28 protein-coding genes are annotated in these 26,899 nt (G+C 63.6%); 25 read left to right on the top strand and 3 right to left on the bottom strand.

Features of this window, described 5'->3' with window-relative positions; translation table 11 throughout:
* The first annotated feature begins 315 nt into the window (after positions 1-315).
* The 7 genes from ACL9RJ_RS24365 to ACL9RJ_RS24335 all read left to right on the top strand — a co-directional run bounded on the left by ACL9RJ_RS24365 (position 316) and on the right by ACL9RJ_RS24335 (position 6,001).
* Positions 316-891 (top strand): YfiR family protein, encoded by a 576-nt coding sequence (locus ACL9RJ_RS24365; RefSeq protein ID WP_422765758.1) that lies wholly within the window; start codon positions 316-318, stop codon positions 889-891.
* The gene (locus tag ACL9RJ_RS24360; protein ID WP_422765757.1) at positions 888-2,159 is read left to right on the top strand and encodes a diguanylate cyclase domain-containing protein; all 1,272 of its coding nucleotides are present in this window, start codon (positions 888-890) and stop codon (positions 2,157-2,159) included. Before ACL9RJ_RS24365 ends, ACL9RJ_RS24360 begins: the two co-directional genes overlap by 4 nt.
* A gap of 4 nt (positions 2,160-2,163) precedes the next feature.
* Complete coding sequence (locus tag ACL9RJ_RS24355; RefSeq protein ID WP_017126682.1) at positions 2,164-2,667, top strand: OmpA family protein; 504 nt, start codon at positions 2,164-2,166, stop codon at positions 2,665-2,667.
* Between the two features lie 125 nt (positions 2,668-2,792).
* On the top strand, positions 2,793-3,914 hold the full coding sequence (locus ACL9RJ_RS24350; protein WP_083875353.1) for a GNAT family N-acetyltransferase: 1,122 nt from the start codon (positions 2,793-2,795) through the stop codon (positions 3,912-3,914).
* A gap of 887 nt (positions 3,915-4,801) precedes the next feature.
* On the top strand, positions 4,802-5,086 hold the full coding sequence (locus ACL9RJ_RS24345) for a hypothetical protein (protein ID WP_422765755.1): 285 nt from the start codon (positions 4,802-4,804) through the stop codon (positions 5,084-5,086).
* A gap of 407 nt (positions 5,087-5,493) precedes the next feature.
* Entirely contained in the window at positions 5,494-5,772 is a 279-nt protein-coding gene (locus ACL9RJ_RS24340; RefSeq protein WP_017126685.1) for a BrnT family toxin, read from the top strand.
* Positions 5,750-6,001 carry a BrnA antitoxin family protein gene (locus ACL9RJ_RS24335; protein ID WP_017126686.1) on the top strand — a complete coding sequence of 84 codons (252 nt, stop codon included), beginning with the start codon at positions 5,750-5,752 and terminating at the stop codon, positions 5,999-6,001. Before ACL9RJ_RS24340 ends, ACL9RJ_RS24335 begins: the two co-directional genes overlap by 23 nt.
* A gap of 22 nt (positions 6,002-6,023) precedes the next feature.
* On the opposite strand, the gene ACL9RJ_RS24330 is transcribed toward ACL9RJ_RS24335, so the two are convergent.
* The gene (locus tag ACL9RJ_RS24330) at positions 6,024-6,971 is read right to left on the bottom strand and encodes a LysR family transcriptional regulator (RefSeq protein ID WP_017126687.1); all 948 of its coding nucleotides are present in this window, start codon (positions 6,969-6,971) and stop codon (positions 6,024-6,026) included.
* A gap of 144 nt (positions 6,972-7,115) precedes the next feature.
* Here ACL9RJ_RS24330 and ACL9RJ_RS24325 point away from each other — a divergent pair, with 144 nt between their 5' ends.
* The 7 genes from ACL9RJ_RS24325 (at position 7,116) to ACL9RJ_RS24295 (ending at position 15,422) form a co-directional block, all read left to right on the top strand.
* Positions 7,116-8,639, top strand: a complete 1,524-nt coding sequence (locus ACL9RJ_RS24325; protein ID WP_212810460.1) for a CoA-acylating methylmalonate-semialdehyde dehydrogenase — start codon at positions 7,116-7,118, stop codon at positions 8,637-8,639.
* Between the two features lie 14 nt (positions 8,640-8,653).
* On the top strand, positions 8,654-9,541 hold the full coding sequence (mmsB, locus tag ACL9RJ_RS24320; RefSeq protein ID WP_177128676.1) for a 3-hydroxyisobutyrate dehydrogenase: 888 nt from the start codon (positions 8,654-8,656) through the stop codon (positions 9,539-9,541).
* Between the two features lie 110 nt (positions 9,542-9,651).
* Complete coding sequence (locus ACL9RJ_RS24315) at positions 9,652-10,188, top strand: GNAT family N-acetyltransferase (RefSeq protein ID WP_422765754.1); 537 nt, start codon at positions 9,652-9,654, stop codon at positions 10,186-10,188.
* Between the two features lie 60 nt (positions 10,189-10,248).
* The gene (locus ACL9RJ_RS24310) at positions 10,249-11,232 is read left to right on the top strand and encodes a phosphoribosyltransferase (RefSeq protein WP_177086923.1); all 984 of its coding nucleotides are present in this window, start codon (positions 10,249-10,251) and stop codon (positions 11,230-11,232) included.
* A gap of 68 nt (positions 11,233-11,300) precedes the next feature.
* Positions 11,301-13,664, top strand: a complete 2,364-nt coding sequence (locus ACL9RJ_RS24305) for a DNA polymerase II (protein WP_422765768.1) — start codon at positions 11,301-11,303, stop codon at positions 13,662-13,664.
* A gap of 182 nt (positions 13,665-13,846) precedes the next feature.
* Positions 13,847-14,098, top strand: coding sequence for a DUF2790 domain-containing protein (locus ACL9RJ_RS24300; protein ID WP_178992009.1), 252 nt, complete (start codon positions 13,847-13,849; stop codon positions 14,096-14,098).
* Between the two features lie 94 nt (positions 14,099-14,192).
* Positions 14,193-15,422: a cytochrome c biogenesis protein DipZ gene (locus ACL9RJ_RS24295; RefSeq protein ID WP_422765753.1), complete on the top strand. Its 1,230-nt coding sequence runs from the start codon at positions 14,193-14,195 to the stop codon at positions 15,420-15,422.
* A gap of 470 nt (positions 15,423-15,892) precedes the next feature.
* On the opposite strand, the gene ACL9RJ_RS24290 is transcribed toward ACL9RJ_RS24295, so the two are convergent.
* Together ACL9RJ_RS24290 and ACL9RJ_RS24285 are read right to left on the bottom strand one after the other, a co-directional pair.
* Positions 15,893-16,177, bottom strand: coding sequence for a phage infection protein (locus tag ACL9RJ_RS24290; protein ID WP_177086929.1), 285 nt, complete (start codon positions 16,175-16,177; stop codon positions 15,893-15,895).
* Between the two features lie 177 nt (positions 16,178-16,354).
* The gene (locus ACL9RJ_RS24285) at positions 16,355-17,977 is read right to left on the bottom strand and encodes a methyl-accepting chemotaxis protein (protein ID WP_256260530.1); all 1,623 of its coding nucleotides are present in this window, start codon (positions 17,975-17,977) and stop codon (positions 16,355-16,357) included.
* Positions 17,978-19,082: 1,105 nt separating this feature from the next.
* Here ACL9RJ_RS24285 and ACL9RJ_RS24280 point away from each other — a divergent pair.
* The 11 genes from ACL9RJ_RS24280 (at position 19,083) to hrpT (ending at position 26,897) form a co-directional block, all read left to right on the top strand.
* Positions 19,083-20,066 (top strand): sigma-54-dependent Fis family transcriptional regulator, encoded by a 984-nt coding sequence (locus ACL9RJ_RS24280; RefSeq protein ID WP_017126697.1) that lies wholly within the window; start codon positions 19,083-19,085, stop codon positions 20,064-20,066.
* A gap of 32 nt (positions 20,067-20,098) precedes the next feature.
* Positions 20,099-20,425, top strand: a complete 327-nt coding sequence (locus ACL9RJ_RS24275) for a hypothetical protein (protein WP_017126698.1) — start codon at positions 20,099-20,101, stop codon at positions 20,423-20,425.
* A gap of 58 nt (positions 20,426-20,483) precedes the next feature.
* Positions 20,484-21,509, top strand: a complete 1,026-nt coding sequence (locus tag ACL9RJ_RS24270) for a hypothetical protein (RefSeq protein ID WP_083875355.1) — start codon at positions 20,484-20,486, stop codon at positions 21,507-21,509.
* A 57-nt stretch (positions 21,510-21,566) separates the two neighbouring features.
* The gene (gene sctI, locus ACL9RJ_RS24265) at positions 21,567-21,926 is read left to right on the top strand and encodes a type III secretion system inner rod subunit SctI (RefSeq protein WP_017126700.1); all 360 of its coding nucleotides are present in this window, start codon (positions 21,567-21,569) and stop codon (positions 21,924-21,926) included.
* Positions 21,927-21,934: 8 nt separating this feature from the next.
* Positions 21,935-22,735, top strand: a complete 801-nt coding sequence (sctJ, locus tag ACL9RJ_RS24260; RefSeq protein WP_422765752.1) for a type III secretion system inner membrane ring lipoprotein SctJ — start codon at positions 21,935-21,937, stop codon at positions 22,733-22,735.
* Entirely contained in the window at positions 22,732-23,262 is a 531-nt protein-coding gene (locus tag ACL9RJ_RS24255; RefSeq protein ID WP_017126702.1) for a hypothetical protein, read from the top strand. Before sctJ ends, ACL9RJ_RS24255 begins: the two co-directional genes overlap by 4 nt.
* A 22-nt stretch (positions 23,263-23,284) precedes the next feature.
* Positions 23,285-23,860, top strand: coding sequence for a type III secretion system stator protein SctL (gene sctL, locus ACL9RJ_RS24250; RefSeq protein WP_042935515.1), 576 nt, complete (start codon positions 23,285-23,287; stop codon positions 23,858-23,860).
* 96 nt (positions 23,861-23,956) lie between these two features.
* Positions 23,957-24,181 carry a hypothetical protein gene (locus ACL9RJ_RS24245; RefSeq protein WP_017126704.1) on the top strand — a complete coding sequence of 75 codons (225 nt, stop codon included), beginning with the start codon at positions 23,957-23,959 and terminating at the stop codon, positions 24,179-24,181.
* Positions 24,168-24,599, top strand: a complete 432-nt coding sequence (locus ACL9RJ_RS24240; RefSeq protein ID WP_017126705.1) for a hypothetical protein — start codon at positions 24,168-24,170, stop codon at positions 24,597-24,599. Before ACL9RJ_RS24245 ends, ACL9RJ_RS24240 begins: the two co-directional genes overlap by 14 nt.
* A 1-nt stretch (position 24,600) precedes the next feature.
* Positions 24,601-26,685, top strand: a complete 2,085-nt coding sequence (gene sctC, locus ACL9RJ_RS24235) for a type III secretion system outer membrane ring subunit SctC (protein WP_178992473.1) — start codon at positions 24,601-24,603, stop codon at positions 26,683-26,685.
* Complete coding sequence (hrpT, locus tag ACL9RJ_RS24230) at positions 26,682-26,897, top strand: HrpT family type III secretion system protein (RefSeq protein ID WP_017126707.1); 216 nt, start codon at positions 26,682-26,684, stop codon at positions 26,895-26,897. Before sctC ends, hrpT begins: the two co-directional genes overlap by 4 nt.
* The last annotated feature ends 2 nt before the right edge of the window (positions 26,898-26,899 follow it).

Below are 26,899 nucleotides of genomic sequence, written 5' to 3'. Positions count from 1 at the left end.
ACCTCAACCAGACCTTGAGCTGCTCGAAGCACGCCACGGCACAGGGCCAGGGCGGGCGGTTACGGCAGTAGCAAAAGGTTTCGTCGAGCCGGCTCTCTGTGGAGCCGGTCTCACCGCGAGGCGGGGAGGGATCAATCACGCTGGCGTCGATCTTAGACAGCCACGGACGCAGAGAAGAATAGGAAACCTCAAATCCATACTTCAGAGATTCATGAACTATTAGCCGGCTATCTACCGCCTTGGCTTGACGCTGGCAGGCCAGTGATATGCTATCGTTGCGGCATCATTCCTACATAGTTTCAAGAGAATCCCTGCATGAACGTGGCTGTCTGGACGACAGAGCGGTGGTTTGGCTGGAGACAGCTGGGGCTGTCCGCCATGCTCTGTTTGTTCACGCACTTGAGTAGTGCCCAGGACACCGTCGCCCCTGGCGCCGCCGACCAGCGCGCCCAGGCCGTCACGCAGGTGGTGCTCGGCATCCTCAGTTATGCGCGCTGGCCGGTGGAGCCCGCGCAGCTGCGCTTGTGCATCATCGGTCCCACCGAATACACCGACGACCTGGTCAAGGGCACCACCCAGGCCACTGGCCGTCCGGTGCTGGTGCAGCGCCTGCTGGCCGACAACGCCACCGTCGCCAGTGCCTGTGACGCGGTGTATATCGGCAAGCTCACCAGTGACGAACGCAGCCGCCTGTTCAACGCCCTCAACGGCCATGCCGTGCTGAGCATCAGCGAAGGTGGCGATCAATGCACCGTCGGCAGCCTGTTCTGCCTGCGCGTGGCGGACAGCCAGGTGTCGTTCGAGGTCAACCTGGATTCGGTGGCCCGCAGCGGCGTGCGCATTCACCCGAGTGTCCTGCAACTGTCCCGTCGTCGGGCCACACAGCCATGATCGGTCTGCACAAGCCGGAAGTCCGCCGCAGCCTGCGCTCGGTGCTGGGGCGCGGGCACCTGATGGCGGCGCTGGCGGCGGTCGGGCTGGTCAGCGTGTCCCTGACCTTTCTCGGCGTGCTGGCGCTGCGGGTCTATGCCGATCACAACCTGCACCTGATCGCCCGCTCCATCAGCTACACCGTCGAGGCGGCGGTGGTGTTCAACGACAGCAGCGCGGCGACCGAAGCCCTCGACGTGATCGCCGCCACCGAGGAAGTGGCCGATGCCCAGGTGTTCACCGCCAACGGCCAGCGCCTGGCCCACTGGCAGCGACCGGAGACCGGTCTGATGTCGCAGTTGGAAACGCAATTGGCGCGGTCTCTGCTCGAACAACCCATCGAACTGCCGATCCTGCACCAGGACCGCGAAATCGGCAGCGTGCGCCTGACCGGCCATGGCGGCAGCCTGCTGCGCTTCCTGCTCAGCGGTCTGGCGGGGATCCTGGTCTGCAGCGTGCTGGCCGCCTGGCTGGGCCTGTACCTGGCCCGCCGGTTGTTGCGCGGGATCATCGTACCGCTGCGCAGCCTCGCCGAAGTGGCCCACGCGGCCCGCAGCGAGCGGGCCTTCGATCGTCGCGTGCCGGCGGCGGAGATCGTCGAGCTGGACAACCTCGGCACCGACTTCAATGCCCTGCTCGACGAACTGGAAGCCTGGCAGACCCACATCCAGAGCGAGAACGAATCCCTCGCCCACCAGGCCAGCCACGACAGCCTGACCGGCCTGCCCAACCGGGCGTTTTTCGAGGGCCGCCTGATGCGTGCCCTGCGCAATGGCGCCAAGCAGGGCGAGCGGGTCGGCGTGCTGTTTCTCGACAGCGACCGCTTCAAGCAGATCAACGACAACTTCGGCCATGCCGCGGGCGATGCGGTGCTGACGGCCGTGGCCACGCGGGTGCGGGCGCAGTTGCGCGAGGACGACCTGGTGGCGCGCCTGGGCGGTGACGAATTCGCCGTGCTGCTGACACCGCTGCACGCGATCGAAGACGCCGAGCGCATCGCCGACAAGATCATCGCCAGCATGGAAATGCCGATTGCCGTGCCCGGTCAGGCCCAGGTCGTGACCTCCCTCAGTATCGGCATCGCCGTCTACCCCGATCATGGCACCACCCCCGGCACCCTGCTCAATGCCGCCGATGCCGCGATGTACCAAGCCAAGCGCCTTTCCCGAGGCGGGCAACACACGGCGGAGTCGGAGCACTCCGTAGCCACTGTTCAGATCAGGAGTTGAACCCTTGTACACCTTTACCCAGCGTTCCCTGCGATTCTTCGGTGTCTTCCTGTTCACGGCGCTGCTGGCCCTGGCCGGCTGCCAGACCGCCCCGCAAAAAGGCCTGAGTCCGGCGCAGATCGCCGTGCTCAAGCAACAGGGTTTCGAACTGACGGACGAGGGCTGGGCCTTCGGCCTGTCGGGCAAGGTGTTGTTCGGCAGTGACCTGGAAGTGCTGAACAAGGAAAGCCACGACATCGTCGAGCGCATCGCCAAGGCCCTGCTCGGCGTGGACATCCAGCGGGTGCGGGTCGACGGTCACACCGATGCGTCGGGCAAGGAAGCCTACAACGAACAGCTCTCCGTACGGCGCGCCAACAGCGTGGCGACGGTGCTGGAGCAGACCGGCATGAAGAAGGAAAACATCGAGATCCGTGGCCTGGGCAGCCGCGAGCCGGTGGCCTCCAACAGCACGGCCGCCGGTCGTACGGAGAACCGTCGGGTGTCGATCGTGGTGATTGCCGACTGAGTATCAGGCGCCTGACGATCTGGACACATTATGAAATAACATACGCCGCTCTTTCTCGAGTTGTACCCATGCGGGTATAAGTGATGGCCCTGCCAGGCAGGGGCGTCGACTGAGAGGAAGTTTGAATGGCAACTGTTCAATGGGTCAGTCGGGCAGCTTTGATCCCGTCCGTGTTATGGGACACCTGTTTCAACCATGTCGAAGGTCGCTGGTGGTACGAGGCGCTGGAGGCCAGCGGTCTCGATGACCAGTTCGAATTCGCCTATGCGGTGGTCGAGCGCGACGGCCAGCCCATCGGCCTGGCCCCGACCTTTATCATGGACGTGCCGATGGAACTGGTGGTGCCGCCACTGATCGCCAGGCTGATGCGGGTGATCCCGGCGTTGCGTTACCAGCGCACCCTGTTCGTCGGCTCGCCCTGTTCGGACGAAGGCGCGGTGGGCGTGATGCCCGGTTATTCCCTCGGCGATATCCTGCTGCCGCTGCAAGATGCGCTGACCCGCCGTGGCCATGAGAAAAAGGTCGCGATGACGGTCTGGAAGGACTTCGGCGAAGCCGAGAAGCCGGCGCTCGAAGCCCTCAGCCAGGCTCGCCGGTTGTTTCCCATGGTCAGCTTTCCCGGCACGACGGTCGAGTTGGCGGCGGGCGGTTTCGAGGGTTACCTCAAGGGGCTCAAGAGCCGTCATCGTTATCGCCTGAAAAAGAAGCTCAAGGACGGCCTGGCCCACGGCGCCCACGAAGTGCGGGTGCTGCAGCAACCGGACGAGCAGACCCTGGACGCGGTATTCGCGCTGTTCCAGCAGACCTACGAAAAGGGCAAGACCAAGTTCGAGCGCCTGAATATCGAGTTCTTCCGCCAGATCGCCGCCAAGCCCCAGTCCCACTTCATCCTGATGACCGATGCGCACAGCGGCAAGCTGGTGGCATTCATGCTGTGCTTCCTGGTGGGCGACAAGGCCATCAACAAATTCATCGGCATCGACTATGCCGTGGGCATGCAGTCGCACCTGTACTTCCAGCTTTGGGAGCAGGCGGTGAAATGGGCCTGCGGTGTTGGCGCCACCCGCCTGGAAAGCGGCCAGACCGGCTACAGCGCCAAGCGCGAGGTCGGCCATCAACTGGTCCCGCTGGACTGCTACTGCCGGCACCGCAACCCATTGCTGCACCGCGTATTCGGCGCGGTGGCCAAGGGCATCAACTGGCAGAACCTGGATCCCGACCTGCGGCAGATGGCCGAGGCTGAATAGCACCGCGACCTGTGGGAGCGGGCCTGTCGGCGAAGAGGCCCGGAAGGCTTGCACCCTGTGGGAGCGGGCTTGCCCGCGAAAGCGGTGGTGGGGCTGGCATCGTCATCGCTGGCAAGCCAGCTCCTACAGGGTTCCAGGCTGGACGACAGTCCGTGGTGAGCCCCCCTCCTGTGGGAGCGGGCTTGCCCGCGAAAGCGGTGGTGGGGCTGGTATCGTCATCGCTGGCAAGCCAGCTCCTACAGGGTTCCAGGCTGGACGACAGTCCGTGGTGAGCCCACATCCTGTGGGAGCGGGCTTGCCCGCGAAAGCGGCGGCGCGGCTGGCATCGTCATCGCTGGCAAGCCTCCAGGCTGGACGACAGTCCGTGGTGAGCCCCCCATCCTGTGGGAGCGGGCTTGCCCGCGAAAGCGGTGGTGCGGCTGGCATCGTCATCGCCGGCAAGCCAGCTCCTACAGGGTTCGTCACGATCGTTCCCACGCTCCGCGTGGGAATGCAGCCCGTGACGCTCTGCGTCACAAGAGCGGACGCAGAGCGTCCAGTAAGGCATCCCTTTGCCGCGCCTGGGAGCGATCAGCCGTCACCGTAATGGCACCTGTTTCAGGGTGTAAAAGTGGCAGCTATTCGGCAGATCGCTGGACTATAGTTCGGCAGTCATCGACGAATCGGTGACCGGTCTTAGCCGACTGAAACTATTACGAAACGCAGAAGCGCCCTATGATACTGGCGCTTTTTGCTGTCTGGCTTTTTGTCATGGCGGCTGTGCGTGGGACACCCTCGGGTGTGCCGGGTTTCGTAATAGTCCCGGTCGGCTAACCCGCGTACAGCTGCCACCTTCGTTTGTTTAGCCGCAGATGTTGGTGACTCCATAACTATTACGGAGTTACACCATGACCAATCTCCGCCCGCTACAAAGCAATCTCACCCAAGTCCCCGTGCTCTACCTCAACCTCGACGTCCCGGTGCGCGATCTCTACGAGCTGGCCGTACAACGCATCAAGGCGGCTCGCGATCTGAGCCACAGCCTGACCTGCATGAGCATCGGCAATACCTGTGACCGTGACCTCTATCACTTCGCCGGCGCGGCCTATCTGCTGTTGCAGGACGGTTGTGACGCCCTGGATGCGTTGCAGCGGCGGATCCCCGATCCCCAGCCCGACGCGTTGCGGGCCTGATTGGGTACACCCCAAAACACTGAAAACGCCACCTGACTTGTAGGAGCCGGGCTTGCCCGCGAAGCTTTTAGCGATCTCAAGGGCCCCTTCGCGGCGATGTTGCGCCCCGACAAGCCCCGCTCCTACAAGGGGCCGCGCCCGGCCTTGCTGAGCGCCAGGCCTCAATGCGCGTTGTCGGTATCCGGCCTCCAGAATTCCTTGGGTTTAACGATATTCGTGAGCGTTTGTGGATCGCCATTGCGCTGTTTCGTGGAAACACCGCGCATTTATTTTTTGATGTCCAGTGGTTATCGACGGGGCTAAATAAATCCCGTTGCAGTGGTTCTGCACCAGCGAACTGCCAAGGGCTACACACACATCATCAAACGGGCTATAGTGTATGTACAAAAGTAAATACAGGATGTCCCATGCATTTTGAATGGGACGAGATCAAGAACCAGGCCAACATCCGTAAGCACGGCATTGACTTCAACGACGTGCCGGATATTTTCCAGCATCCAATGCTGGCCTTGCGTGATGATCGAACGGATTACGGTGAGGAGCGCTGGATCGGCATTGGCTGGATCAAGATATTGCTTGGCGTGGTCGTCTATACCGAACGGCGGGGCGATGCGATCCGTATTATCTCTGCTCGAAAAGCTACCAAGCAGGAGGCCAAATACTATGCCGAAAGAATCGAAAACTGACTGGGGGCACCTGGACAAGCTGAGCGACCAGGAAATCGATACCAGCGAAATTCCCGAATTGGGCGAAGACTTCTTCCGCCGCGCCGAATTGCGTGTGCCGGTGAAGCGGGCGGTCACCATCCGGCTGGACGCTGATGTACTGGAGTGGTTCAAGGGGCAAGGTACCGGCTACCAGACGCGTATCAACCAGCTACTGCGCCAATATATGCAGGCTCATCAGAGCCGATAGGGCTAGCGCCCCACACCCGCCCTCAATCGTGAAACACCATGCTTCGCGTCTCTCCCATCAGCAGCGCCTGGTTGCGCTCGGTCACTTCGCGGATGTAATCCCACAACAAGGTAATGCGCTTCAACTTGCGCAGGTCCTCCCGGCAGTACATCCAGAATTGCCGGGTGATGTTCACTTCGTCCGGCAGCACCGGCAGCAGGTTCGGGTCCTGGGCCGCGAGGAAGCAGGGCAGGATCGCCAGCGCGCGGCCCTGCTGCGCGGCGACGAACTGGGCGATCACGCTGGTGCTGCGCAGGTTGGCGGTGGCGCTGGGCAGGACGTTCGCCAGGTACAGCAGCTCGTTGCTGAAGGCCAGGTCGTCGACATAACTGACAAACCGATGCCGGCCCAGGTCGCTGGCGCGACGGATCGCCGGGTGCTGGTCCAGATACTCGCGGGTCGCGTACAACTGCAGGCGGTAGTCGCAGAGCTTGCAGCAGACATACGGCCCATGCTCCGGGCGCTCCAGGGCAATGACGATATCCGCTTCGCGCTTGGACAGGCTGATGAAGTGCGGCAGCGGCAGGATATCGACGGAGATCGCCGGGTACGCCTCGACGAAATGACTCAACTGCGGGGTGATGAAGAAACTGCCGAAGCCTTCCGTGCAGCCCATGCGCACATGCCCGGAAAGCGCTACACCCGAGCCGGAAACCTGCTCGCAGGCCATGTGCAGGGTGCTTTCGATGGACTCGGCGTAGCCCAGCAGGCGCTGGCCTTCGGCGGTCAGGACAAAGCCGTTGGTCCGCGACTTCTCGAACAGCAAGGTGCCGAGCGCCGCCTCCAGCGAACTGATGCGCCGCGACACCGTGGTGTAGTCCACCGCCAGGCGCTTGGCCGCGCTGCTGGCCTTGCGGGTACGAGCGACCTCGAGGAAAAACTTCAGGTCGTCCCAGTTCAATGAACCCAAAGACGTGATGTTTTTTTGCATGTTGGTCCGGTTTTTATGTGCGTTCTTATTAGAAGAATGCACATCTATACTCCAAAAACAGTCCAGTCACCATGCTCGGCGCTGCCTCGCCCGTCTCGGACCCTTGCACCAGGATTCGCCCCTACAATAATTCAGGAGACTTCCATGAACGTTTCTCTCAAGCCCGACGCTACCCTCAAGACCGCCAGGTTGCTGATCGACGGCGAGTGGGTCGAATCCAGGACCAGCGAATGGCATGACATCGTCAATCCGGCGACCCAGGAAGTCCTGGCCAAGGTCCCGTTCGCCACCGCCGATGAAGTCGACGCCGCCATCGCCGCCGCGCACCGTGCCTTCCAGACCTGGAAGCTGACCCCGATCGGCGCGCGCATGCGCATCATGCTCAAGCTGCAGGCACTGATCCGCGAACACTCCAGGCGCATCGCCGTGGTCCTCAGCGCCGAGCAGGGCAAGACCATCGCCGACGCCGAGGGCGATATCTTCCGCGGCCTGGAAGTGGTGGAGCACGCCTGTTCCATCGGCACCCTGCAAATGGGCGAGTTCGCCGAGAACGTCGCCGGTGGTGTCGATACCTACACCCTGCGTCAACCCATCGGCGTCTGCGCCGGGATCACCCCGTTCAACTTCCCGGCGATGATTCCGCTGTGGATGTTCCCGATGGCGATCGCCTGCGGCAATACCTTCGTGCTCAAGCCTTCCGAGCAGGACCCGCTGTCGACGTTGCTGCTGGTGGAGCTGGCCCTGGAAGCCGGGGTTCCGCCGGGCGTGCTGAACGTGGTGCACGGCGGCAAGGACGTGGTGGACGCCCTGTGCACCCACAAGGACATCAAGGCGGTGTCCTTTGTCGGTTCGACCGCGGTCGGCACCCATGTCTATGACCTCGCCGGTCGTCACGGCAAGCGCGTACAGTCGATGATGGGCGCGAAGAACCATGCGGTGGTGCTGCCCGATGCCAACCGCGAACAGACCCTCAATGCCCTGGTCGGTGCCGGTTTCGGCGCGGCCGGCCAACGCTGCATGGCCACTTCGGTGGTGGTGCTGGTGGGCGCGGCGAAACAATGGCTGCCGGACCTCAAGGCCCTGGCGCAGAAACTCAAGGTCAACGCCGGCAGCGAGCCGGGCACCGATGTCGGCCCGCTGATTTCCAAGCGGGCGAAAGAGCGCGTGCTGGGCCTGATCGAAAGCGGCATCGAGGAAGGCGCCAAGCTCGAGCTGGACGGTCGCGACATCCAGGTGCCGGGCTTCGAGCATGGCAACTTCGTCGGCCCGACCCTGTTCTCCGGGGTGACCACCGACATGCAGATCTACACCCAGGAAATCTTCGGCCCGGTGCTGGTGGTGCTGGAAGTCGACACCCTCGACGAGGCGATTGCCCTGGTCAACGCCAATCCGTTCGGCAACGGCACCGGCCTGTTCACCCAGAGCGGCGCGTCGGCGCGCAAGTTCCAGAGTGAAATCGACATCGGCCAGGTGGGCATCAACATCCCGATCCCGGTGCCGGTACCGTTCTTCAGCTTCACCGGTTCGCGCGGTTCCAAGCTCGGCGACCTCGGCCCGTACGGCAAGCAGGTGGTGCAGTTCTACACTCAGACCAAGACCGTCACCAGTCGCTGGTTCGACGATGACAGCGTCAATCACGGTGTGAACACCACCATCAACCTGCGCTGAGGGAGGAACGGGCCATGAAGATCGCATTTATCGGACTGGGCAACATGGGCGCGCCGATGGCGCGCAACCTGATCAAGGCCGGGCACAGCCTGAATCTGTTCGACCTGAACAAGACCGTGCTGGAAGAGCTGGCGGCCCTTGGCGGGACCATCAGCGGCTCGCCGAAAGCCGCGGCCCAGGGCAGCGAGCTGGTGATCACCATGCTGCCGGCCGCCGCCCATGTGCGCAGTGTCTGGCTGGGCGAGGACGGCGTCCTGGCGGGTATCGCCAGCGGCGTGCCGGCGGTGGATTGCAGCACCATCGACCCGCAGACCGCCAAGGATGTCGCGGCCGCCGCGGCGAAACAGGGCGTGGCCATGGCTGATGCGCCGGTGTCCGGCGGTACCGGCGGTGCCGCGGCCGGGACCCTGACCTTCATGGTCGGCGCCTCCGTCGAACTGTTCGCCACCCTGCAGCCGGTGCTGGCGCAGATGGGCCGCAATATCGTCCATTGCGGCGAAGTCGGCACCGGGCAGATCGCCAAGATCTGCAACAACCTGCTGCTGGGCATTTCCATGGTCGGGGTCAGCGAAGCGATGGCCCTCGGTGCGGCGCTGGGCATCGACACCCAGGTGTTGGCCGGCGTGATCAATAGCTCCACCGGGCGTTGCTGGAGTTCCGACACCTACAATCCGTGGCCGGGGATCATCGAGACGGCGCCGGCTTCCCGGGGTTATACCGGTGGTTTCGGTGCCGAGCTGATGCTCAAGGACCTCGGCCTGGCCACCGAGGCCGCGCGCCAGGCCCATCAGCCGGTGGTGCTCGGTGCCGTGGCGCAGCAGCTTTACCAGGCCATGAGCCTGCGCGGCGAAGGCGGCAAGGACTTCTCGGCGATCATCAACAGCTATCGCAAACCCGAATAAGGGTTTTTTCCGGGGGCTCGCGTCGGGCGGGCCCCCGGTTTTTTCCGTGCATGGAATAAACGCCGCGTTCAAACGTTAACTGCTCAACACCCGACACTAAAGAGCACGTCATGCACTATCACTTCCGCTTGGCCGCCGATCAGGATGTCGACACCCTGGTCTGCCTGATCAATGCTGCGTATCGCCCCGGCGCCGACCTCAGCGGCTGGACCCACGAGGGCGCCATCCTCGACGGGCCGCGCATCGACGCCGGGCAACTGCGCGAATCCCTCGCCACCCCGGGCGTGGTCCTGCTGGTGATGGAAATCGACGATGTGCTCACCGCCTGTGTCGAGGTTCGGCACCAGGGCGAGGATGCCTATATCGGCACCCTCGCCGTATTGCCCGGACAGCAGAACAGCGGCATCGGCAAGATGATGCTGGGCGCGGCCGAGGCCTATGCCATCGAACAGCTCAAGGCTACGCGGCTGGTGATGAGCGTGCTGTCGGGGCGCGTGGAACTGATCAATTTCTATGTGCGACGCGGTTATGTGCGCAGCGGCAAGCTGCAGGATTTTCCGCTGGATGCCGGAGTCGGCGTGCCGAAAGTGTCTAGACTGGTCCTGGAGACGCTCTACAAGACGGTGCCGCAAACCGCAGACGCGTGAATGTGCCGTGCCGCCAGGCAGCGGTATTGACCTGCCCCGAGACTCGATGTGGCCCCGTCCATGGATAAACCCGTACTGCCGTTCTCCTATGAACAACTGGACCATTGGGTTGCGTCGTTGCGCTCCCGGCTGGTCGACGAGGCCTTTGCCTGTGTGGTCGGCATCCTGCGTGGCGGGGCGCCGCTGGCGCTGATGGTGTCGCACACCACCGGGCTGGCACCGGCCTTCCTGCGCTATGAGCGCGGCAGTCGCACCGTCACCTGGGATTCGTCATTGCCGATGCCCGCGCCGGGCAGCAAGGTGCTGTTGTGCGAGGACATCGCCGGCGCCGGGCACACCCTCGCCGACTGTATCGAGTTCCTGCAAGGCCATGGCCTGACCCTGAAAACCATGACAGCGGGCTTCGACGACCTCAGCCGGATCCGTCCCGACTACAGCATCGATGGCCGGGGCGCCTTCCTGCTGTTTCCCTGGGAGCGCCATTCCCATACCGCCGAATACCGCGCCCGCTGGCAGGCCACCGGCGGCGGCCTGACCGGGCCGGTGGGTGAGGATCACGAATACGAAACCTACGGCATCGACCTCGATGGCATCCTGTTGCCCGATATCGCCCCGGAGCGTTATGCCGCCGACCTGCGCCGGGCGTTGCGCGAGCGAGACCGCCTGGACCCCTTCGAGCGCCCGTCCTGGCTGGCCTTGTCACGGGTCAGGGCGATCATCACCGGGCGTCCGGAAATGGATCGCGAGCGCACCCGGCATTGGCTCGACCTTCACGGTTACGCCGGAATCACGCTGCTGATGCGCGATATCGCCACCTACGACGACAGCCCGGAGCAGGTGGCTGCCCACAAGGCCGCGGCGGCATTGCAGCAGGGCTGCACGCATTTTGTCGAAAGCGATGCGCAGCAGGCGATCCTGATTTCGACGCGCCTGCCGCTGCTGCGGGTGATCTGGTGGGATGCCCTGGTGCGCAGGGGGCGATTGATCGGTGCCCATGACTGGAGCCATGTCCCGCAGCGACAGGAAGACGCGCAACTGGCGTGAGAGAGGGGCGCCCCGGCGGGCAATGACGAGTAGAATTGCTGCCTGGAATCGGTTTCGAGGTAGTGGTGGTGGATCTACAGCAGGGTTTTGTTCTGACCCGGCATTGGCGCGACACCCCTGCGGGGACGCAGGTCGAATTCTGGCTGGCCACCGATGACGGCCCGCGCCATGTTCGCCTGCCACCGCAACCCTCGGTCGCGTTTATCCCCGCTGCCCAGCGCGAGCGCGCCGAAAACCTCTTGCGCAACGAGCGTGGCGTCGAGCTGCGACCGCTGGAACTGCTGGATTTTCATCACCGCCCGGTGCTCGGCGTCTACTGCCAGCAGCACCGGCAGTTGATAAATATCGAGAAACTGCTGCGCTCGGCCGGCGTGGATGTCTACGAAGCCGATATTCGTCCGCCCGAGCGTTACCTGATGGAGCGCTTTATCACCGCGCCGGTGCAGTTCGGCGGTACGGCGAACGGCGATGGGCCGCTGCTCGACGCGCAGATGAAGCCGGCGTCGGACTATCGGCCACGGCTGCGGCTGGTATCCCTGGATATCGAGACCACCATGCAGGGCGAGTTGTATTCCATCGCCCTGGAAGGTTGCGGCGAACGCCAGGTGTACATGCTCGGGCCGGAAAACGGCGAAGCCGGCGAGCTGGATTTCAAGCTCGACTATCGCCAGAGCCGTGGCGAACTGCTCGAAGCCCTCAACGACTGGCTGGTCCGCCACGACCCCGATGCGATCATCGGCTGGAACCTGGTGCAGTTCGACCTGCGGGTCCTGCATGAACATGCCCAGCGCCTCAAGGTGCCGCTGCGCCTGGGGCGCGGCGGCGATGTCATGGGCTGGCGCGATAACGGCGCGCGCAACACCCACTATTTCGCGGCCGCCGCCGGGCGCCTGATCATCGACGGTATCGAGGCCCTGCGTTCGGCGACCTGGAGCTTTGCGTCGTTCAGCCTCGAATACGTGGCGCAGAACCTGCTGGGCGAGGGCAAGGCGATCGACAACCCCTACCAGCGCATGGACGAGATCGACCGCATGTTCGCCGAGGACAAGCCCGCCCTGGCGCGCTACAACCTCAAGGACTGCGAGCTGGTGACGCGGATCTTCGACAAGACCCAGTTACTCACCTTCCTGCTCGAACGCGCCACCGTCACCGGCCTGCCGACCGACCGCAGCGGCGGCTCGGTGGCGGCCTTCACCCACCTGTACCTGCCGCTGATGCATCGCCAGGGGTTCGTCGCGCCCAATCTCGGCGAGCGCACACCCGAAGCCAGCCCCGGCGGCTTTGTCATGGATTCTCGCCCGGGGCTGTACGAGTCGGTACTGGTGCTGGACTACAAGAGCCTCTATCCATCGATCATCCGCACCTTCCTGATCGACCCGGTGGGCCTGATCGAGGGCCTCAGGCATCCCGATGACAGTGAGTCGGTGGCGGGTTTTCGCGGCGCGCGATTTTCCCGCACGCGGCATTGCCTGCCGGCGATTGTCGAGACGGTCTGGCAGGGGCGCGAGGCGGCCAAGCGCGAGCACAATGCGCCGCTGTCCCAGGCGCTGAAGATCATCATGAACGCTTTCTACGGGGTGCTCGGTTCCAGCGGTTGCCGTTTCTTCGATACCCGGCTGGCGTCGTCGATCACCTTGCGCGGCCACGAGATCATGCGCCGCACCCGGCAACTGATCGAGGCCCAGGGCTACACGGTGATCTATGGCGACACCGACTCGACCTTCGTCTGGCTCAAGCGCGCTCATGACCAGGAAGAGGCCGCGCGGATCGGCCGCGCGCTGGTGGCCGGGGTCAATGACTGGTGGCGCGAGCATCTGCATCAGGAGCATGGCCTGACCAGTGCCCTGGAGTTGCAGTTCGAAACCCACTTCAGCCGTTTCCTGATGCCGACCATCCGTGGTGCCGAGGAGGGCAGCAAGAAGCGCTATGCCGGGTTGGTCACGCGGGCCGACGGCAGCGAGGAAATGGTCTACAAGGGCCTGGAAACCGTGCGCAGCGACTGGTCGCCGCTGGCCCAGGAGTTCCAGCAGGAACTGTATCTGCGCATCTTCAATCGCCAGCCCTACCAGGACTATGTGCGCGACTATGTGCGACGCACCCTGGCGGGCGAACTGGACCCGCTGCTGGTATACCGCAAGCGCCTGCGCCGGCAACTGGGCGACTATCAGCGCAATGTCCCGCCCCATGTGCGGGCGGCGCGGCTGGCCGATGAGTACAACGATGCCCAGGGGCGTCCACGGCAATACCAGAGCGGTGGCTGGATCAGCTACGTGATCAGCCTGGCCGGGCCGGAACCGCTGGAGGTCCGGCGCGCGCCGATCGACTACGACCACTACATCACCCGGCAATTGCAGCCGGTGGCGGATGCGATCCTGCCGTTCGTGCAGGACGATTTCAGCACCCTGATCGGCGGCCAGCTCGGGTTGTTCTGACGGGCCCTCGATCAAGGTGATGATCGTGTATTGCAATGTATCTGGCCCCGTCCGCGATACGTGCTGACTTCCGCGACCCGGCTGGCGAACACATTCGAGATACCTCAAGGGCGTTCAATAGGTTCCAGGGAGACAGACCGCTCTGCCTCCAGCCCATCGAATCGAACCTTGAGGAAATCATCATGAAACTGAAAGCCTTCATTGCCACCGGCCTGTTCTGCGCCCTGAGCGTTCTCGCCGTGATCGCGCCAGTCCAGGCTGCCAGCCAATCCGCCAGCGCCAAGCCGGATATCCAACGGGTACTGTCGGTGGTGACCGACGCCACGGGTGGCTGCGGCGTGGTCAACGCCCACATGACCTACGTGGACTCCCACGGCGAGCAGCACACCCTCGACTACGGCAAGTTCGCCAACAACTGCAACCTGGGCAGCTGATTCCCTGGTGATCACGTTTGTGCCCGACCTCCCTCTCGCCTGAAACCGTGCCGTACCCCGCTCGGTTCCAGGCTCGCCTCTGTCCGGTGACGCCATGCTGCTTATCGCTTTTCTGGGCGGGATACTGACGGTCCTCAGCCCTTGTATCCTGCCGGTTGTACCTTTTCTCTTCGCCAGCGCGGACCGCTCGCGCGCGTCGGTCGTGCTGACGCTGGTCGGCATGGTGCTGACCTTCGCGCTGGTTTCCAGCCTGGCCGTGGTCAGCAGCGAATGGGTGATCCAGGCCAACAATGCCGGACGCCAGCTGGCTCTGGTGGTGATGGTACTGTTCGCCCTGTCGCTGATTTCCGCCCGTGCCGGTGCCTGGCTGTCACGGCCATTCGTCATGCTGGGCAATCGCATCGACCCGGCGGCCCGCCAGTTGTCCGGCCCCTTGGCTTCGCTGCTGGTGGGTGTGGCCACGGGATTGCTGTGGGCGCCATGTGCCGGCCCGATCCTGGGCGTCATTCTTACCAGCGCGATGCTGCAAGGCGCCAATGCGCAGACCAGCCTGTTGCTGCTGGCCTATGGATTGGGCAGTGCGCTGTCCCTGGGCACGCTGATTTTCGCCGGGCGCGGGCTGGTCAACCGGCTTCGCCCGTCGATTCCGGTGACCGGCTGGTTGCGGCGTGGCGCCGGTGTGGCGGTGCTGTTGTCGGCGCTGGTGATTTCCACCGGCGCGGATAACACGCTGCTGGCCGGCACCTCGTCCCAGGGCGCCGCCACGGTGGAGCAGAACCTGCTGAAGCAGATTCCCCGGGCCATCGACTATGTGATCAGCAAGGCCAATGCCGCCACGGCGGTCGACCTGGAGCCCAGGGGCGCCATGCCGTCGCTGGCGGGTGCGGTGGAATGGTTGAACTCGCCGCCGCTGGATCGCGAGTCCCTGCGCGGCAAGGTGGTGCTGGTGGACTTCTGGACCTTCGACTGCATCAACTGCCTGCATACCCTGCCGTATGTGAACAGCTGGGCGAAGAAGTACGAGAAGGACGGACTGGTGGTGATCGGCGTGCATACGCCCGAGTACGCCTTCGAGAAGATCCTCGGCAATGTGCGCCAGCAGGTGATGAAGCTCGGTATCGGTTACCCGGTGGCCATCGACAACGACTACAGGATCTGGCGTGCTTTCGACAACCAGTACTGGCCGGCCCATTACCTGATCGATGCCAAGGGGCAGGTGCGCTACAGCCATTTCGGCGAGGGTCGTTATGACGAACAGGAGCAAGTGATCCAGACCTTGCTGCAGGAAGCCAAGGGCGTTGTGCCAGCGGGTAACGCCGGCTGAGATTCAAGTCCGGGCCACCCAGGCCGCAAAACCCCTGGCCGGGTTTTGCGGCTTTTTCGTGGGCGCCGGCTTGCCGGCAATGACGTGTGATCGATCGTTCCCGCGCTCGGCGTGGGAATGCCTCGCTGGACGCTTCGCGTCCGCTCTTGTGACGCAGAGCGTCACGGGCTGGATTCCCACGGGGACCGTGGGAACGATCATGGTGTGTTCCGGCTTGAGGGCGTGTCTTTCGGTCGGCCATGAAAAAGCCCCGGTACCGATCGTTCCCACGCTCTGCGTGGGAATGCCTCTCTGGACGCTCTGCGTCCGCTCTTGTGACGCAGAGCGTCACGGGCTGCATTCCCACGGGGACCGTGGGAACGATCACTGTGTGTTCCGGCTTGAGGGCGTGTCTTTCGGTCGGCCATGAAAAAGCCCCGGTCGGATGAGCGGGGCTTTTTCTCGAGGAACCGTTCAGCGCGTTGCAGGCTTCAGACACGGCGATCAGCGTGATGATCGGCATCGCCGGCAGCCAGGCGACGTTCCAGCAAACGATCGGAACCGCCTTCGGCGACACGACGCTCCAGCAGACGATCGGAACCGCCTTCGGCGACACGGCGCTCCAGCAGGCGATCGGAGCCACCTTCCGCCAGTTGCTGCTGGTTGACGTGGCTGAATTCGACGGCCGGGACATTGGCCGACGCGACATTGGACAGGCCGAGGCCGCCGGCCAGTGCCAGGGCGAGGGTCAGGGAAACGGTCGGGAACTTGAACATGGGGTGAGACTCCTGCGTTGTGGGTAAGACTCACGGGGTATGAGTCGAGGGCCTGGATCGGCGTTGCCGATCGACAGGCCCATTTCAACGCGGGGGTGTATCCGCCGTGTGTCGCCGGCGGACGACAACGTGCCTCAGTGTGTGGCGGGGGACTGCGTACACAGTCTGATACGTGGCTCAGATCGAGAAGCGTGCCACCAGCCCGTGCATGTCCGCCGCCAGGCGCGACAGCTCGGCACTCGCCACCGAAGTCTGCTGGGCACCGCTGGCGCTGTGCATCGACAGGTCGCGGATACTGCTCAGGTTGCGGTCCACGGTGCGCGCCACTTCGGCCTGTTCTTCGGAACCGGCGGCAATGCGCAGGTTCATGTCGTTGATCTGGCCGATGGCGCCGGCGATCTCCGTCAGGGCCGCGCCGGCCTCATGGGCGATGCGCAAGGTGTCGCGGGCTTCCTCGCAACTGTCCTGCATGGCCCGGGTCACCTGCTCGGTGCCCTGGCGGATACGCTCGATGATCTGGGCGATTTCCCCGGTCGATTGCTGCGTGCGCCCGGCCAGGGCACGGACCTCATCGGCCACCACGGCAAAGCCGCGACCCTGTTCGCCGGCCCGCGCCGCCTCGATGGCGGCGTTCAGGGCCAGCAGGTTGGTCTGCTCGGCGATGGTGCGAATCACCTCCAGGACCTGGCTGATGTCCTGGGATTGGGTCGCCAGCTGCTGCACATCGCTGCTGGTGTTCTGCACCGTCGAGCTGAGTTTCTCGATGGCGACGACGGTGTGCATGACCCGGTCCGCACCGGTCTGGCTCGACTCGCCGGAGGAGCGCGCCGCCGTCGATGCCGAGGCGGCATTGCGCGCCACGTCGTTGACCGCCACGGTCATCTGGTTCACCGCCGTGGCCGCCTGTTCGATCTCCTGGTTCTGCCGTTGCAGGCCGCGACTGGATTCGCCGGTCACCGCGCTCATTTCTTCCGCGGCCGAGGCCAGTTGGGTCGACGAGTCGCCGATCAGGCGGATCGTGTCGCGCAGGTTGCCCTGCATGGTCCGCGCCGATTGCAGCAGGGCCGAGAGTTCGTCCTTGCCTTCGATGACGATCTCGCTGCGCAGGTCGCCGCGGGCAATGGTGTCGTTGATCGACAGGGCGTATTTCAACGGCACGGTGATGCTGCGGGTGAAGCGGTACGCCAGGGCCAGGGTGGCCAGCGAGGCGAAGATGATCATGGCAATGGTGAAGTCGAGGCTGACGTTGTAGGTGTGCGCCGAGTCGAGCCCGGACTGCCTGGCCTTGTCGATATTCAATTGCACCAGCTGGTCGATGGCCTGCTGCATCAGCTTGTTCAGGGGCACTTGCTCATCCAGCAGCAACGCGCCTTCGGCGTACTTCCCCTTCTGGCTGAAGTCGATGCAACTGTCGGCCAACCGGGTCAGGCGCTGGATGCCGTCGCTGACCACCTTGAACAACTGCTGCTCGTGCTCGTCGCTGATATAGGCGCTGTAGTCCTGCAACTGGCCGAGGAGGGTGGCGCGAAACGCGCGGATATTCTCGATGGTGGCGTCCCGGGTCGACGCATTGGACTGGGCGATCAGCCGGCGGCTTTCCAGCAGCAGCTTCAAGGCGGTCGAGTTGACCCGGTCGGCGGCGATGACGCTGGCCATCGAGCGTTCCTCGAGCTGGGCCGCCAGGGTGCGGATGGCGCTCATGTTCCACAGGGAAACCAGGCCCAGCACGATCAACAGCGAAGTAATGACAGCGAAACTCAGGGCAGAACGTACGGGGATCTTCAGATTCCTCAACAGCATGACAACCGGCTCCTGGATTCCGCCAAGTGAAAGTGGGTGTTACGAAAGGCTTCGATGATGGCACGAGAGCTTTGCCGTTTCAGAGCGGTGTTCATTGAATTAACTAATGCCTTCCATAGTTTTTCCCGTGGTTTTGCCGGGGGCGCGAGGCCCAGTGGCCGGGGCTGACAGCCTGCCCATGTCCCCCATAAAGGGGGCAACGGCGGCCATGCCCAGCGGATGCCCGTCAATGTTCATTGGTTGTTCTCCGGGCATCACGGGCGTACCGTGGCGCAGACCGCATAAGGGGGGCCTGCCTGGGTGGTGGTGGCTTCGCCGATGAAAAAAACCGGCTCGTTCGCAGGTGAGTGGTTCGCCGGGCGAAATGAGTTCCATGAAAAATCATCATTGCACTTGCGGTATCGATCACATGACATCTCTAGTGCTGGCACTCTAAAGTTTGTAATGCCAGTGCTTTGACATTGCCGGGGCTTTCAGGAGTATTTTGTCCATTGCCCGGTATTTGAACTTCAGTGTTCGAAAACGGGGCAGGGGAGAATAACTCGCACTGGCATCTGTCGATGTAAGATTACAGTTGACAGGCATAAGTACGAATGTATTCTTTCGCCCACTACCGGGAACCACTCTGCTTTGCCGGCCTCAGTTATCGTGGGATGCCGATCTTTATCGGTCAATGGAGCGTGAATGATAAGGTGGCCTTTCAAACGTTTGTGCGAATCGTTCAAAGAAGATATTTCAGGTTTTTTGTGCGCGTGCTCTTATTTTAATGCCCTGTTAATAGCGCCGGTTTCCGAATAGTCTTAACGGAAAAGCGAACTTGCTGAATATCAGTACTCGTCGGTTCTGTTTCAAGTATAGGGCAATCATGTTGTCTTAAATAAGCAGCTTGCCAATTTTTGGGCGCACTAAGCCTGTCCTGATGTTTTTTTGGCGTTGTGGAAAATAAAAACATAATGGATTTTTCTGCTCGGTAAGTTGTTCCGAGTGCGGGGTTCTGTTCGCAACAGCTGCCGGTGCGATGCAAATGTCACCAGGTGGTTACAAAGGAAGCGACGGCCTCGCCTGGCGGGGAATTTAATAGAGCGGACCGATCTGGAGATCGTAGATGGGTGTGTACGATTGCTTTGATTGTGAGCTTGACTCCGAGAAGGAGATTCCCAATATAAAGATCATTGCGCAAAGCACGTCTCAGCTGGGCATCGACCTGCTGCTCTCGGGTGAGACGGGGACGGGCAAGGATACCCTGGCCCAGCGGATCCACGGGCTTTCCGGCCGTAGCGGTCCCTTTGTGGCGATGAACTGCGCGGCGATTCCCGAATCCCTCGCCGAGAGCGAATTGTTCGGGGTGGTCAGCGGCGCCTTTACCGGGGCCAGCCGGTCGCGCATGGGCTACATCGAGGCGGCCCAGGGCGGCACGCTCTATCTCGACGAGATCGACAGCATGCCGTTGAGCCTGCAGGCCAAGCTGCTGCGTGTGCTTGAGGTACGGGCCATCGAGCGCCTGGGGTCGACCACCGTGATTCCCCTGGACCTGTGCGTGATCGCCTCGGCGCAGCGGCCCCTGGGGAAGATGGTCGAGGACGGGCTGTTTCGTCGTGACCTGTACTTTCGCCTCAATGTCCTGACCATCCAGTTGCCGGCATTGCGTGAGCGTCGCGAGCAGATCATCCCGCTGTTTTCCAAGTTCGTCAGTGCCGCCACCCGCGATCTCGGACGGGGCCAGAAGCCGTTGAACGCCTCGCTGGCGCAGATGCTGCTCAGTCATTCCTGGCCGGGCAATATCCGTGAGCTGAAGTCGGCGGCCAAGCGCTTTGTGCTGGGGTTCCCGCTGCTGGGCGGCGATGCGCCGGACGATGTCGAGGGGCAGACCCTCAAGGCGCAGATGCGGGTGATCGAACGCACGCTGATCCAGGAAGCGCTCAAGCGCCACGGCCAGTCCGTCGATGCGGTCAGCATGGAGCTGGGCGTGCCGCGGCGGACCCTGTACCACCGGATCAAGACCCTGGATATTTTCCTGAAGAACGATGGCCTGGAAAAAAAGATGGAACTCAAATCGCTGGGGGTTCCACTCATGGATATCCCGCACTGACGTGGGTGAACAATCAGGAGTTGTAGAAGATTATGAAACTTCCAGGTATCGGCGGTATGGTGAATTCGGCGGTCAATGGTTTCAACTCTGTGAAGGAAACCGCCAACTCTATCCAGGGTAACGCGCAAAACCAGTCAGCGGCGGCGGATTTGTCCGGTGGCGGCAAGGCCGCCGACGCACAGATGAAGATGATGCAGATGCAGGACGAGCAGTCCGCGCGCAATATCATGCTGCAAGGCCAGGCCGCGATGCAGACCGAGCAGCGCAACACTCTGCAGGCCATCAGCTCCGCTCAGACCGACGCCGCGAACAAGGAAATCTCGAACGTGGCGCAAACCGCCAAGGGCATCAGCTATTAATCATCCCCCGGCCCCCTGATTGTTCAGGGGGCATTGTGATCGTTAGCGAGATTCTTCCATGTTAAATTCTGTTTCCAGCTCTGCCGGTGCATTCGGGCGGATAGGCACTGTCATTCCGTCAGCTTCAACTTCGGACGCTTCCGGTTCGCCCCAGACCCTCAAGGGTGTTATCGAAAAGTTAAGCAATGCCTTAATGTCAGGAGGCCATCTTTCCACCGATTCGCCGTTGGGGAAAATGGTTGAACAGCAACTAAAGAAAGATAATCCGCTGGCGGCATTAACGGGCAATAGCGATAGCGGTGCAGTTAAAAAAGCATTGGGCGAAGTTATCAAGGACAAGCTGGGCAGCAACTTCGGTGCTGCCGCCGACGCCGGAATCGGTGGCGGGCAGGGCGGTCCGGACCTGTTGTCGCAGGTCATGAACGGCCTGAGCAAGTCGATCCTGGATCACGCCCTGACCGACAAGGGTGACGGCTCGACCTTTTCCAACGCCGACAAACCGGTCCTGCAACAGGTCGCCGACTACATGGACAAGAACAAGGCGCTGTTCGGCGCGCCTGATTCCGGCTCATGGAGCAAGGAGCTGGACGAGGACAACTACCTCGACAAGGGCGAAACGGCGAAATTCAGGGCGGCGCTCGACCAGATTTCCCAGCAGTTGGACGGGGGCGACGCTGGCGACGCCTCGACCCAGCCGGCCAATGCCGGTGGCCTGGGCAGCCCGCAGGGCTCGTCCGATGGCGGCGGTCTCGGTGGCCCGCAAGAGGATCTGTCCGGTAACGGCGGCCTCGGCACTCCGCAGCAGGAGCCTGCCGACAACGGCGGCCTGGGCAGTCCCCAGCAAGCGTCGCCACGTGGTGATCTGGCCAAGGTCGTCAACAGCCTCGAAGACCAGCTGGCGAAATTGATGGGCGCGAAGAATCCGATGGATATCTTCAAGCAGGGCCTGGAGATGGGCCTGGGCCTGGCCAGTGGCTTGCAGTCCGGTGGCCTGGGGCATCATCTGCAGCAGCATGACCTGCAGAACTCCGCTGCCCAGGCTGCGCAAAACATCCTCGACGTGATGACCAGCAGCCTGGGCTGATGCCCGGTTCGCTGTGGCGTTATTCCACCATTCGACACTGTCTGCCGGAGAAGTCCCGTGAGCCTAGCCCCCATCCACTCCTTCAAGGGTTTGCCCGTCGACCATGAGCAGGGGCTGGTTTCCGGGCCCGCGCAGGCGGATGTCGACCTGTTCAACAACGCCATGCGCCAGGACCACGGGGTCTCCGGACACCTGGCCGACGGCATGGTCAATGCCATTTCCGACCGCCTGCAATCCCAGGGGCGTCTGTCCGAGCAGGCCATGCGGGCGATGAAGGTCGCCGCCGGTTCGGCCGATCCGATGGACGTGGTCAAGATGAGCCGCTCCCTGTCCCAGTACTCCCTGCAGATGGCGATGACCACCAAGGTGGTGAGCAAGGGTGCCCAGGCACTCGACAAGCTCACCAACCTGCAATAGGACCGCGTGTGAGATCGCTTTGGCCGCTCCTGCTGTTGTGCCTGTCGCTGCTCGCCGGCTGCAGCGATGAAAGCAAGCTCTTCGGTGGCCTGTCCGAGCAGGATGCCAACGAAGTGATCGCGCAACTGGCCGACCAGCATATCGAGGCGCACAAACAGGCGGAGAAGGTCGGCGTGACGGTGATCGTCTCCAGTCACGACATCAATCGCGCGGTGCGTGTCCTCGACGCGGCGGGTCTGCCGCGGCGGACCCGCACCAGCCTGGGGGAAATCTTCAAGAAGGAAGGGGTGATCTCCACGCCGCTTGAAGAGCGGGCACGCTACATCTACGCCTTGTCCCAGGAGCTGGAGTCGACCCTGTCGCAGATCGACGGGGTGGTCGTGGCCCGGGTGCATGTGGTGCTGCCCGAACGCATCGCGCCGGGCGAACCGGTGCAGCCGGCCTCGGCGGCGGTGTTTATCAAGCACACCTCGGCGCTGGACCCGGACAGTGTGCGTGGGCGTATCCAGCAGATGGTCGCCAGCAGCATTCCCGGGATGTCCCAGGAAACCCTGAACTCGAAGAAATTCGCCATCGTCTTCGTGCCGGCGGTGGAGTTCGAAGACAAGCAGAAACTGGTGGCGTTCGGGCCGTTCCTGGTGGACAGCCGCGACCAGGGCTTCTGGAACTCGGCGCTGCTCGCGGCAGTGGCCGGCGTCTTGCTGTTGCTGCTGATCGTCCTGATCCTGCGGGCCGACTGGCGCCAGGCGCTGCTGGGGCGCTTGCTTCCCGGTCGGCGCAACGCTTCCCGGTATCCGGCACGGCTGTGAACGAACTCGACTGGGTGAACTGGTGGTGTTGCACCTGGCGCTGGGCCCATCCTGACTGGCGCCTGCGACTCCTCGCGGCACGCGGGCTGGATGCCGGCCACGCCGCGGCCCTGGCCGGCAGCCGACACGGTGAGCTGCTGGAGGCGCTGGGTGTGATGCCCAGCCAGCCGCCGCCTGTCGATGCCGATGTCGCGTTGTGGTTGTCCCTGACCGCCGAGCAGCGCGAGCAGGCGCTGTTGCTGGCCCGGTCGATCTGCTGTGCGCCGCTCCCGCACCAGCCCACGGTTCCCGAACGCCACGGGCAATGGTGCCGCAGCCTGGCGAAAGCCCTGCGCCCTGGCCTGTGGCTCGATCAACCGACGGTGGACGCACGGGTGTTGCTGGCCAGCTGGCTGGGCGCGCCGTTCTGGTCACGCCTGCGCCTGGCCTGGGCGCCAGATGAGCGGCTGGAGCCGCTGGCGGATCTGCCACGGCAGAAACTCGATACCCTCTGGCGCGCCATACTCTGGCGGGTCGGGACCCCATGAGCCGCCCCTGGAGCCCGTTATCGTGCTGAGTCTCAGACGCTTGTCCCTCGGCGCCTCGGCGCTGCCACACTCGCCCATCGTGCGCCTGGAACAACTGGCCCAGGCGCAGGAAGCCACGGATGTCCTGGCGGCGGCCCGGGCAGAGGCCGAGCGTTTGCTGGCGGACGCCCGCGAACAATGCCAGCGCTATCTTGACCAGGCCCTCGGCCAGTTCTGGGGGCAGGCCAATGATTTTCTCCAGGCCCTCGACAGTGAGCGCGAAGCCCTGCACCAGGAAGTGCTGGTGTCGGCCGAGAGCGTGCTGGTCGCCGCCATGACCCGCCTGTTCGGCGAAACCGGTCCCGCCGAGCGGGTCCGCGCCCTGGTCGGCCACCTCGCGGGCAGCCAGCGCCAGGCGGTGAGTGCGGTGCTCAGTTGTTCCCCGGGGCTGTTCGACGAGGTCCAGGCGTGGTTGGCGAGCAGTCGCTTCGCGCAGCTCTGGCAACTGCGCGAAGACGCCTTTCTCGGACCCCAGGCGCTGCGCCTGAGCAGCGACACCGGAACCTTCGAACTGGATTGGGAAGGCCTGGTGCGTTGCCTGTCGCTGCGCGGTGAATGACAGCGGGTGCGCCTGGCGGTCATCGGCCGTGGAAAAAGTGGAACCCACTGGCGGCTTTGCTCCACTCACAGGCATCACCTCGCTGGAGCGACCTCGATGATCAGTTTCAAAGCCTTGCAACATCGCCTCGATCACTCGTTTACCCACAACCAGACCGGCACCGATGACGCCGCCATGGCCGCCGCCGAAAGCGGTTCGGTGGAGGACATGATGGCGTTTACCGATGCGGCGCAGAAAATGGCCACCGCCACTTCGGTGATGAGCGAGGGGCTGCGCGCCCAACATGGCCTGACAAAGTCGATCATCGATGGAATTCAGTGATTTCACGGCGATCGTCGTCCAGTGGTGCGAGCAGTCTTCCGGCACCCCGCTGGACTGCTGGATCGATGATGCGAACGCCCGGCTCGTCGCCATCGAAGGCGGCGTGCGCTGCAGTATCGATGTGCTGGATCCCTATGATGCGGCCGACCCGGAACGGGTGACGGCACTCCTGAACCAGGGCGCGGCCAGCGTGGCCTGCCACTGCGAGGGCGCATTGGCCATCGATCCCGACAGCCATTGCCTGGTCCTGGTCAGTTGGCAGCCACGGCCGTGTCCGCCGCAACGCCTGCTCGAACGCCTGGAGAACCTGGCCAACCAACGGGCGGCGATGCTCAGCCTGTTGCGCACCACCCTCGACAGCCTGGCGGCCAGCGCCTCCGGGCGTCCGACCCTTCACAGCTGGCAGCCGGGAGTCTGAAATGCGCAAGGTTGCCTGGTGGTTACCGTGGTTGTTGATGTGGGCCGGTGCCCCGGCCCTGGCGGTGGTTCCGCCGGCGTGGAAGCACACGGCGTATGCCTATGACGCCAAGCAGGCCGATGTGGCGACGACCCTGGAGGACTTTGCCCGGGAATTCGGCATCGGCCTGGAAATGGGCCCGCTGGACGGCGTGGTCGACGGTCGTATCCGCGCCGCCAGTCCCCAGGCCTTTCTCGATCGGCTGGGGCAGGAGCATCACTTCCAGTGGTTCGTGTACAACGAAACGCTGTATGTCAGTCCGACCGACCAGCAGACCTCGGCCCGTATCGAGGTGTCCCAGGATGCGGCGGATGACCTCAAGAGCGCACTGACCGATGTCGGCCTGCTCGATCCGCGTTTCGGCTGGGGCGCCTTGCCCGACGAGGGCGTGGTGCTGGTCAGCGGACCGCCGCGCTACGTCGAGATGATTCGCGAGTACAGCCGCAAGGTCGACACCCCGGACGAAAAACAGGATGTCGTGGTGCTGCCGCTGCGTTACGCCAACGCCGCCGACCGCACCATCCGCTACCGCGACCAGCAACTGACGGTGGCCGGCGTGGCGACCATTCTCCAGGACCTGCTGGAAAGTCGTGCACGGGGAGACACGGTGAACGCCGCCAACCTGTTGCAGGGCGCGGGCCTGGGCGGCGGCCAGGGCAGCAATCCCTATGGTGCCTCGTCGACCCTGCTCGGCGGCCTGGATAACGACAGCCTCCAGCAAGGCCTGGACCGGGTCCTGGCCAACACCACCGCTGGCGCCAAGAACAGCCATGGCGGCACGCCCGGCGGCAGCAAGTCGCGGATCCGCGTCAGCGCCGATGTGCGCAACAACGCCGTGCTGATCTATGACCTGCCCAAGCGCAAGGCCTTGTACCAGGAGCTGGTCAAGCAGCTCGACCAGCCGCGCAACCTGATCGAGATCGACGCGGTGATCCTCGACATCAACCGCGACGACCTGGCCGAACTCTCCAGCAGCTGGAACGTCTGGGCCGGCGGTACCAATGTCAGCGGTTCGCTGCTCGATTCGGGGGCGACCCTGTCGGCGGAAAACTCCGGGCGGTTCGCCTTGGCGGTGCATGCGCTGGAGGCCAGGGGCGCCGCGACCGTGGTGGGCAACCCGTCGATCCTGACCCTGGAAAACCAGCCGGCGGTCATCGACTTCAGCCGCACCGAGTACATCACCGCCACCGGTGAGCGGGTCGCCGATATCCAGCCGATCACCGCCGGCACCAGCCTGCAGGTGATCCCGCGCTCGCTGAACGGCAATGGCAAGTCGCAGGTGCAGTTGATCCTCGATATCGAGGACGGACAGATCGACCAGTCGGTGCTCAATGTCACCCAGCCCAGCGTGCGCAAGGGCAATGTCAGCACCCAGGCGATCGTTGCCGAGCGTGGTTCGCTGGTGGTCGGCGGGTTTCACGGCCTGGAGTCCAACGACAAGATCAGCCGGATTCCCTGGCTCAGCGATATCCCGGTGATCGGCAAGGTGCTGTTCACCTCCACCAGCCATCGCACCACCAAGCGCGAGCGGTTGTTCATTCTCACGCCGCGGCTGATCGGCGACCAGGTCGACCCGGCGCGGTATGTCGAGAACGGCAACCCCGACGATATCGACGCCGCCGGCCAGCGCATCGACAAGCGCCGCAGCGAGGCGCAGCCGACGCGGATCCAGGTGCAGAACACCTTTACCCAGTTGCTCGACGGCCTGCAGCCGAGCGGCTTCAGCAGCGGCGGCGCCTTGCCGTTCGTGCCGGATAGTCTCTGCGATTCCGGCGGTGGCCTGGTCATCGACCGCCAGCGCGCCCAGTGGTACGGCCACAAGACCTGGGGCGTGGCGGTGGTGGTGGCGCGCAATACCGGGACCCAGCCGGTGCGTGTCGACGAGAGCGGCTGTGGCGGGCGCTGGGTGCTCGGGGTCGCGGCCTGGCCCCATGCCTGGTTGCAACCGGGAGAGGAAAGCGAAGTGTTCATCGCCCTGCGCCAGCCCAGGGCCGCCCAGGGCAATGCCCAGGTCCGCGCTTCACTGCTCAAGGGAGCGAAACCATGAACAAGTTGATCTGTCTCGCGCTGGCGGGACTGGGGGTCATGCTGGCCGGCTGCAGTACCGCGCCGCCGCCGGTGGGTTGTACGGGCCTGGCGTGCAGCCGGCCGGATTCCACCGATCGCAGCCTGGTGATCTGGTGGCCCGAGGAGATGCGCCACGGTCTGGAAGGCCCCGAACGAGTACTCGATTTTACAGTCGTGCCATTGAAGGACTAAGC

The sequence above is a fragment of the Pseudomonas sp. Mn2068 genome (assembly GCF_049319725.1).
Lineage (GTDB): Bacteria > Pseudomonadota > Gammaproteobacteria > Pseudomonadales > Pseudomonadaceae > Aquipseudomonas > Aquipseudomonas gingeri.
The sequence above is the reverse complement of the archived record's forward strand: the minus strand, read 5'-3'. Positions and strand labels throughout refer to the sequence as shown.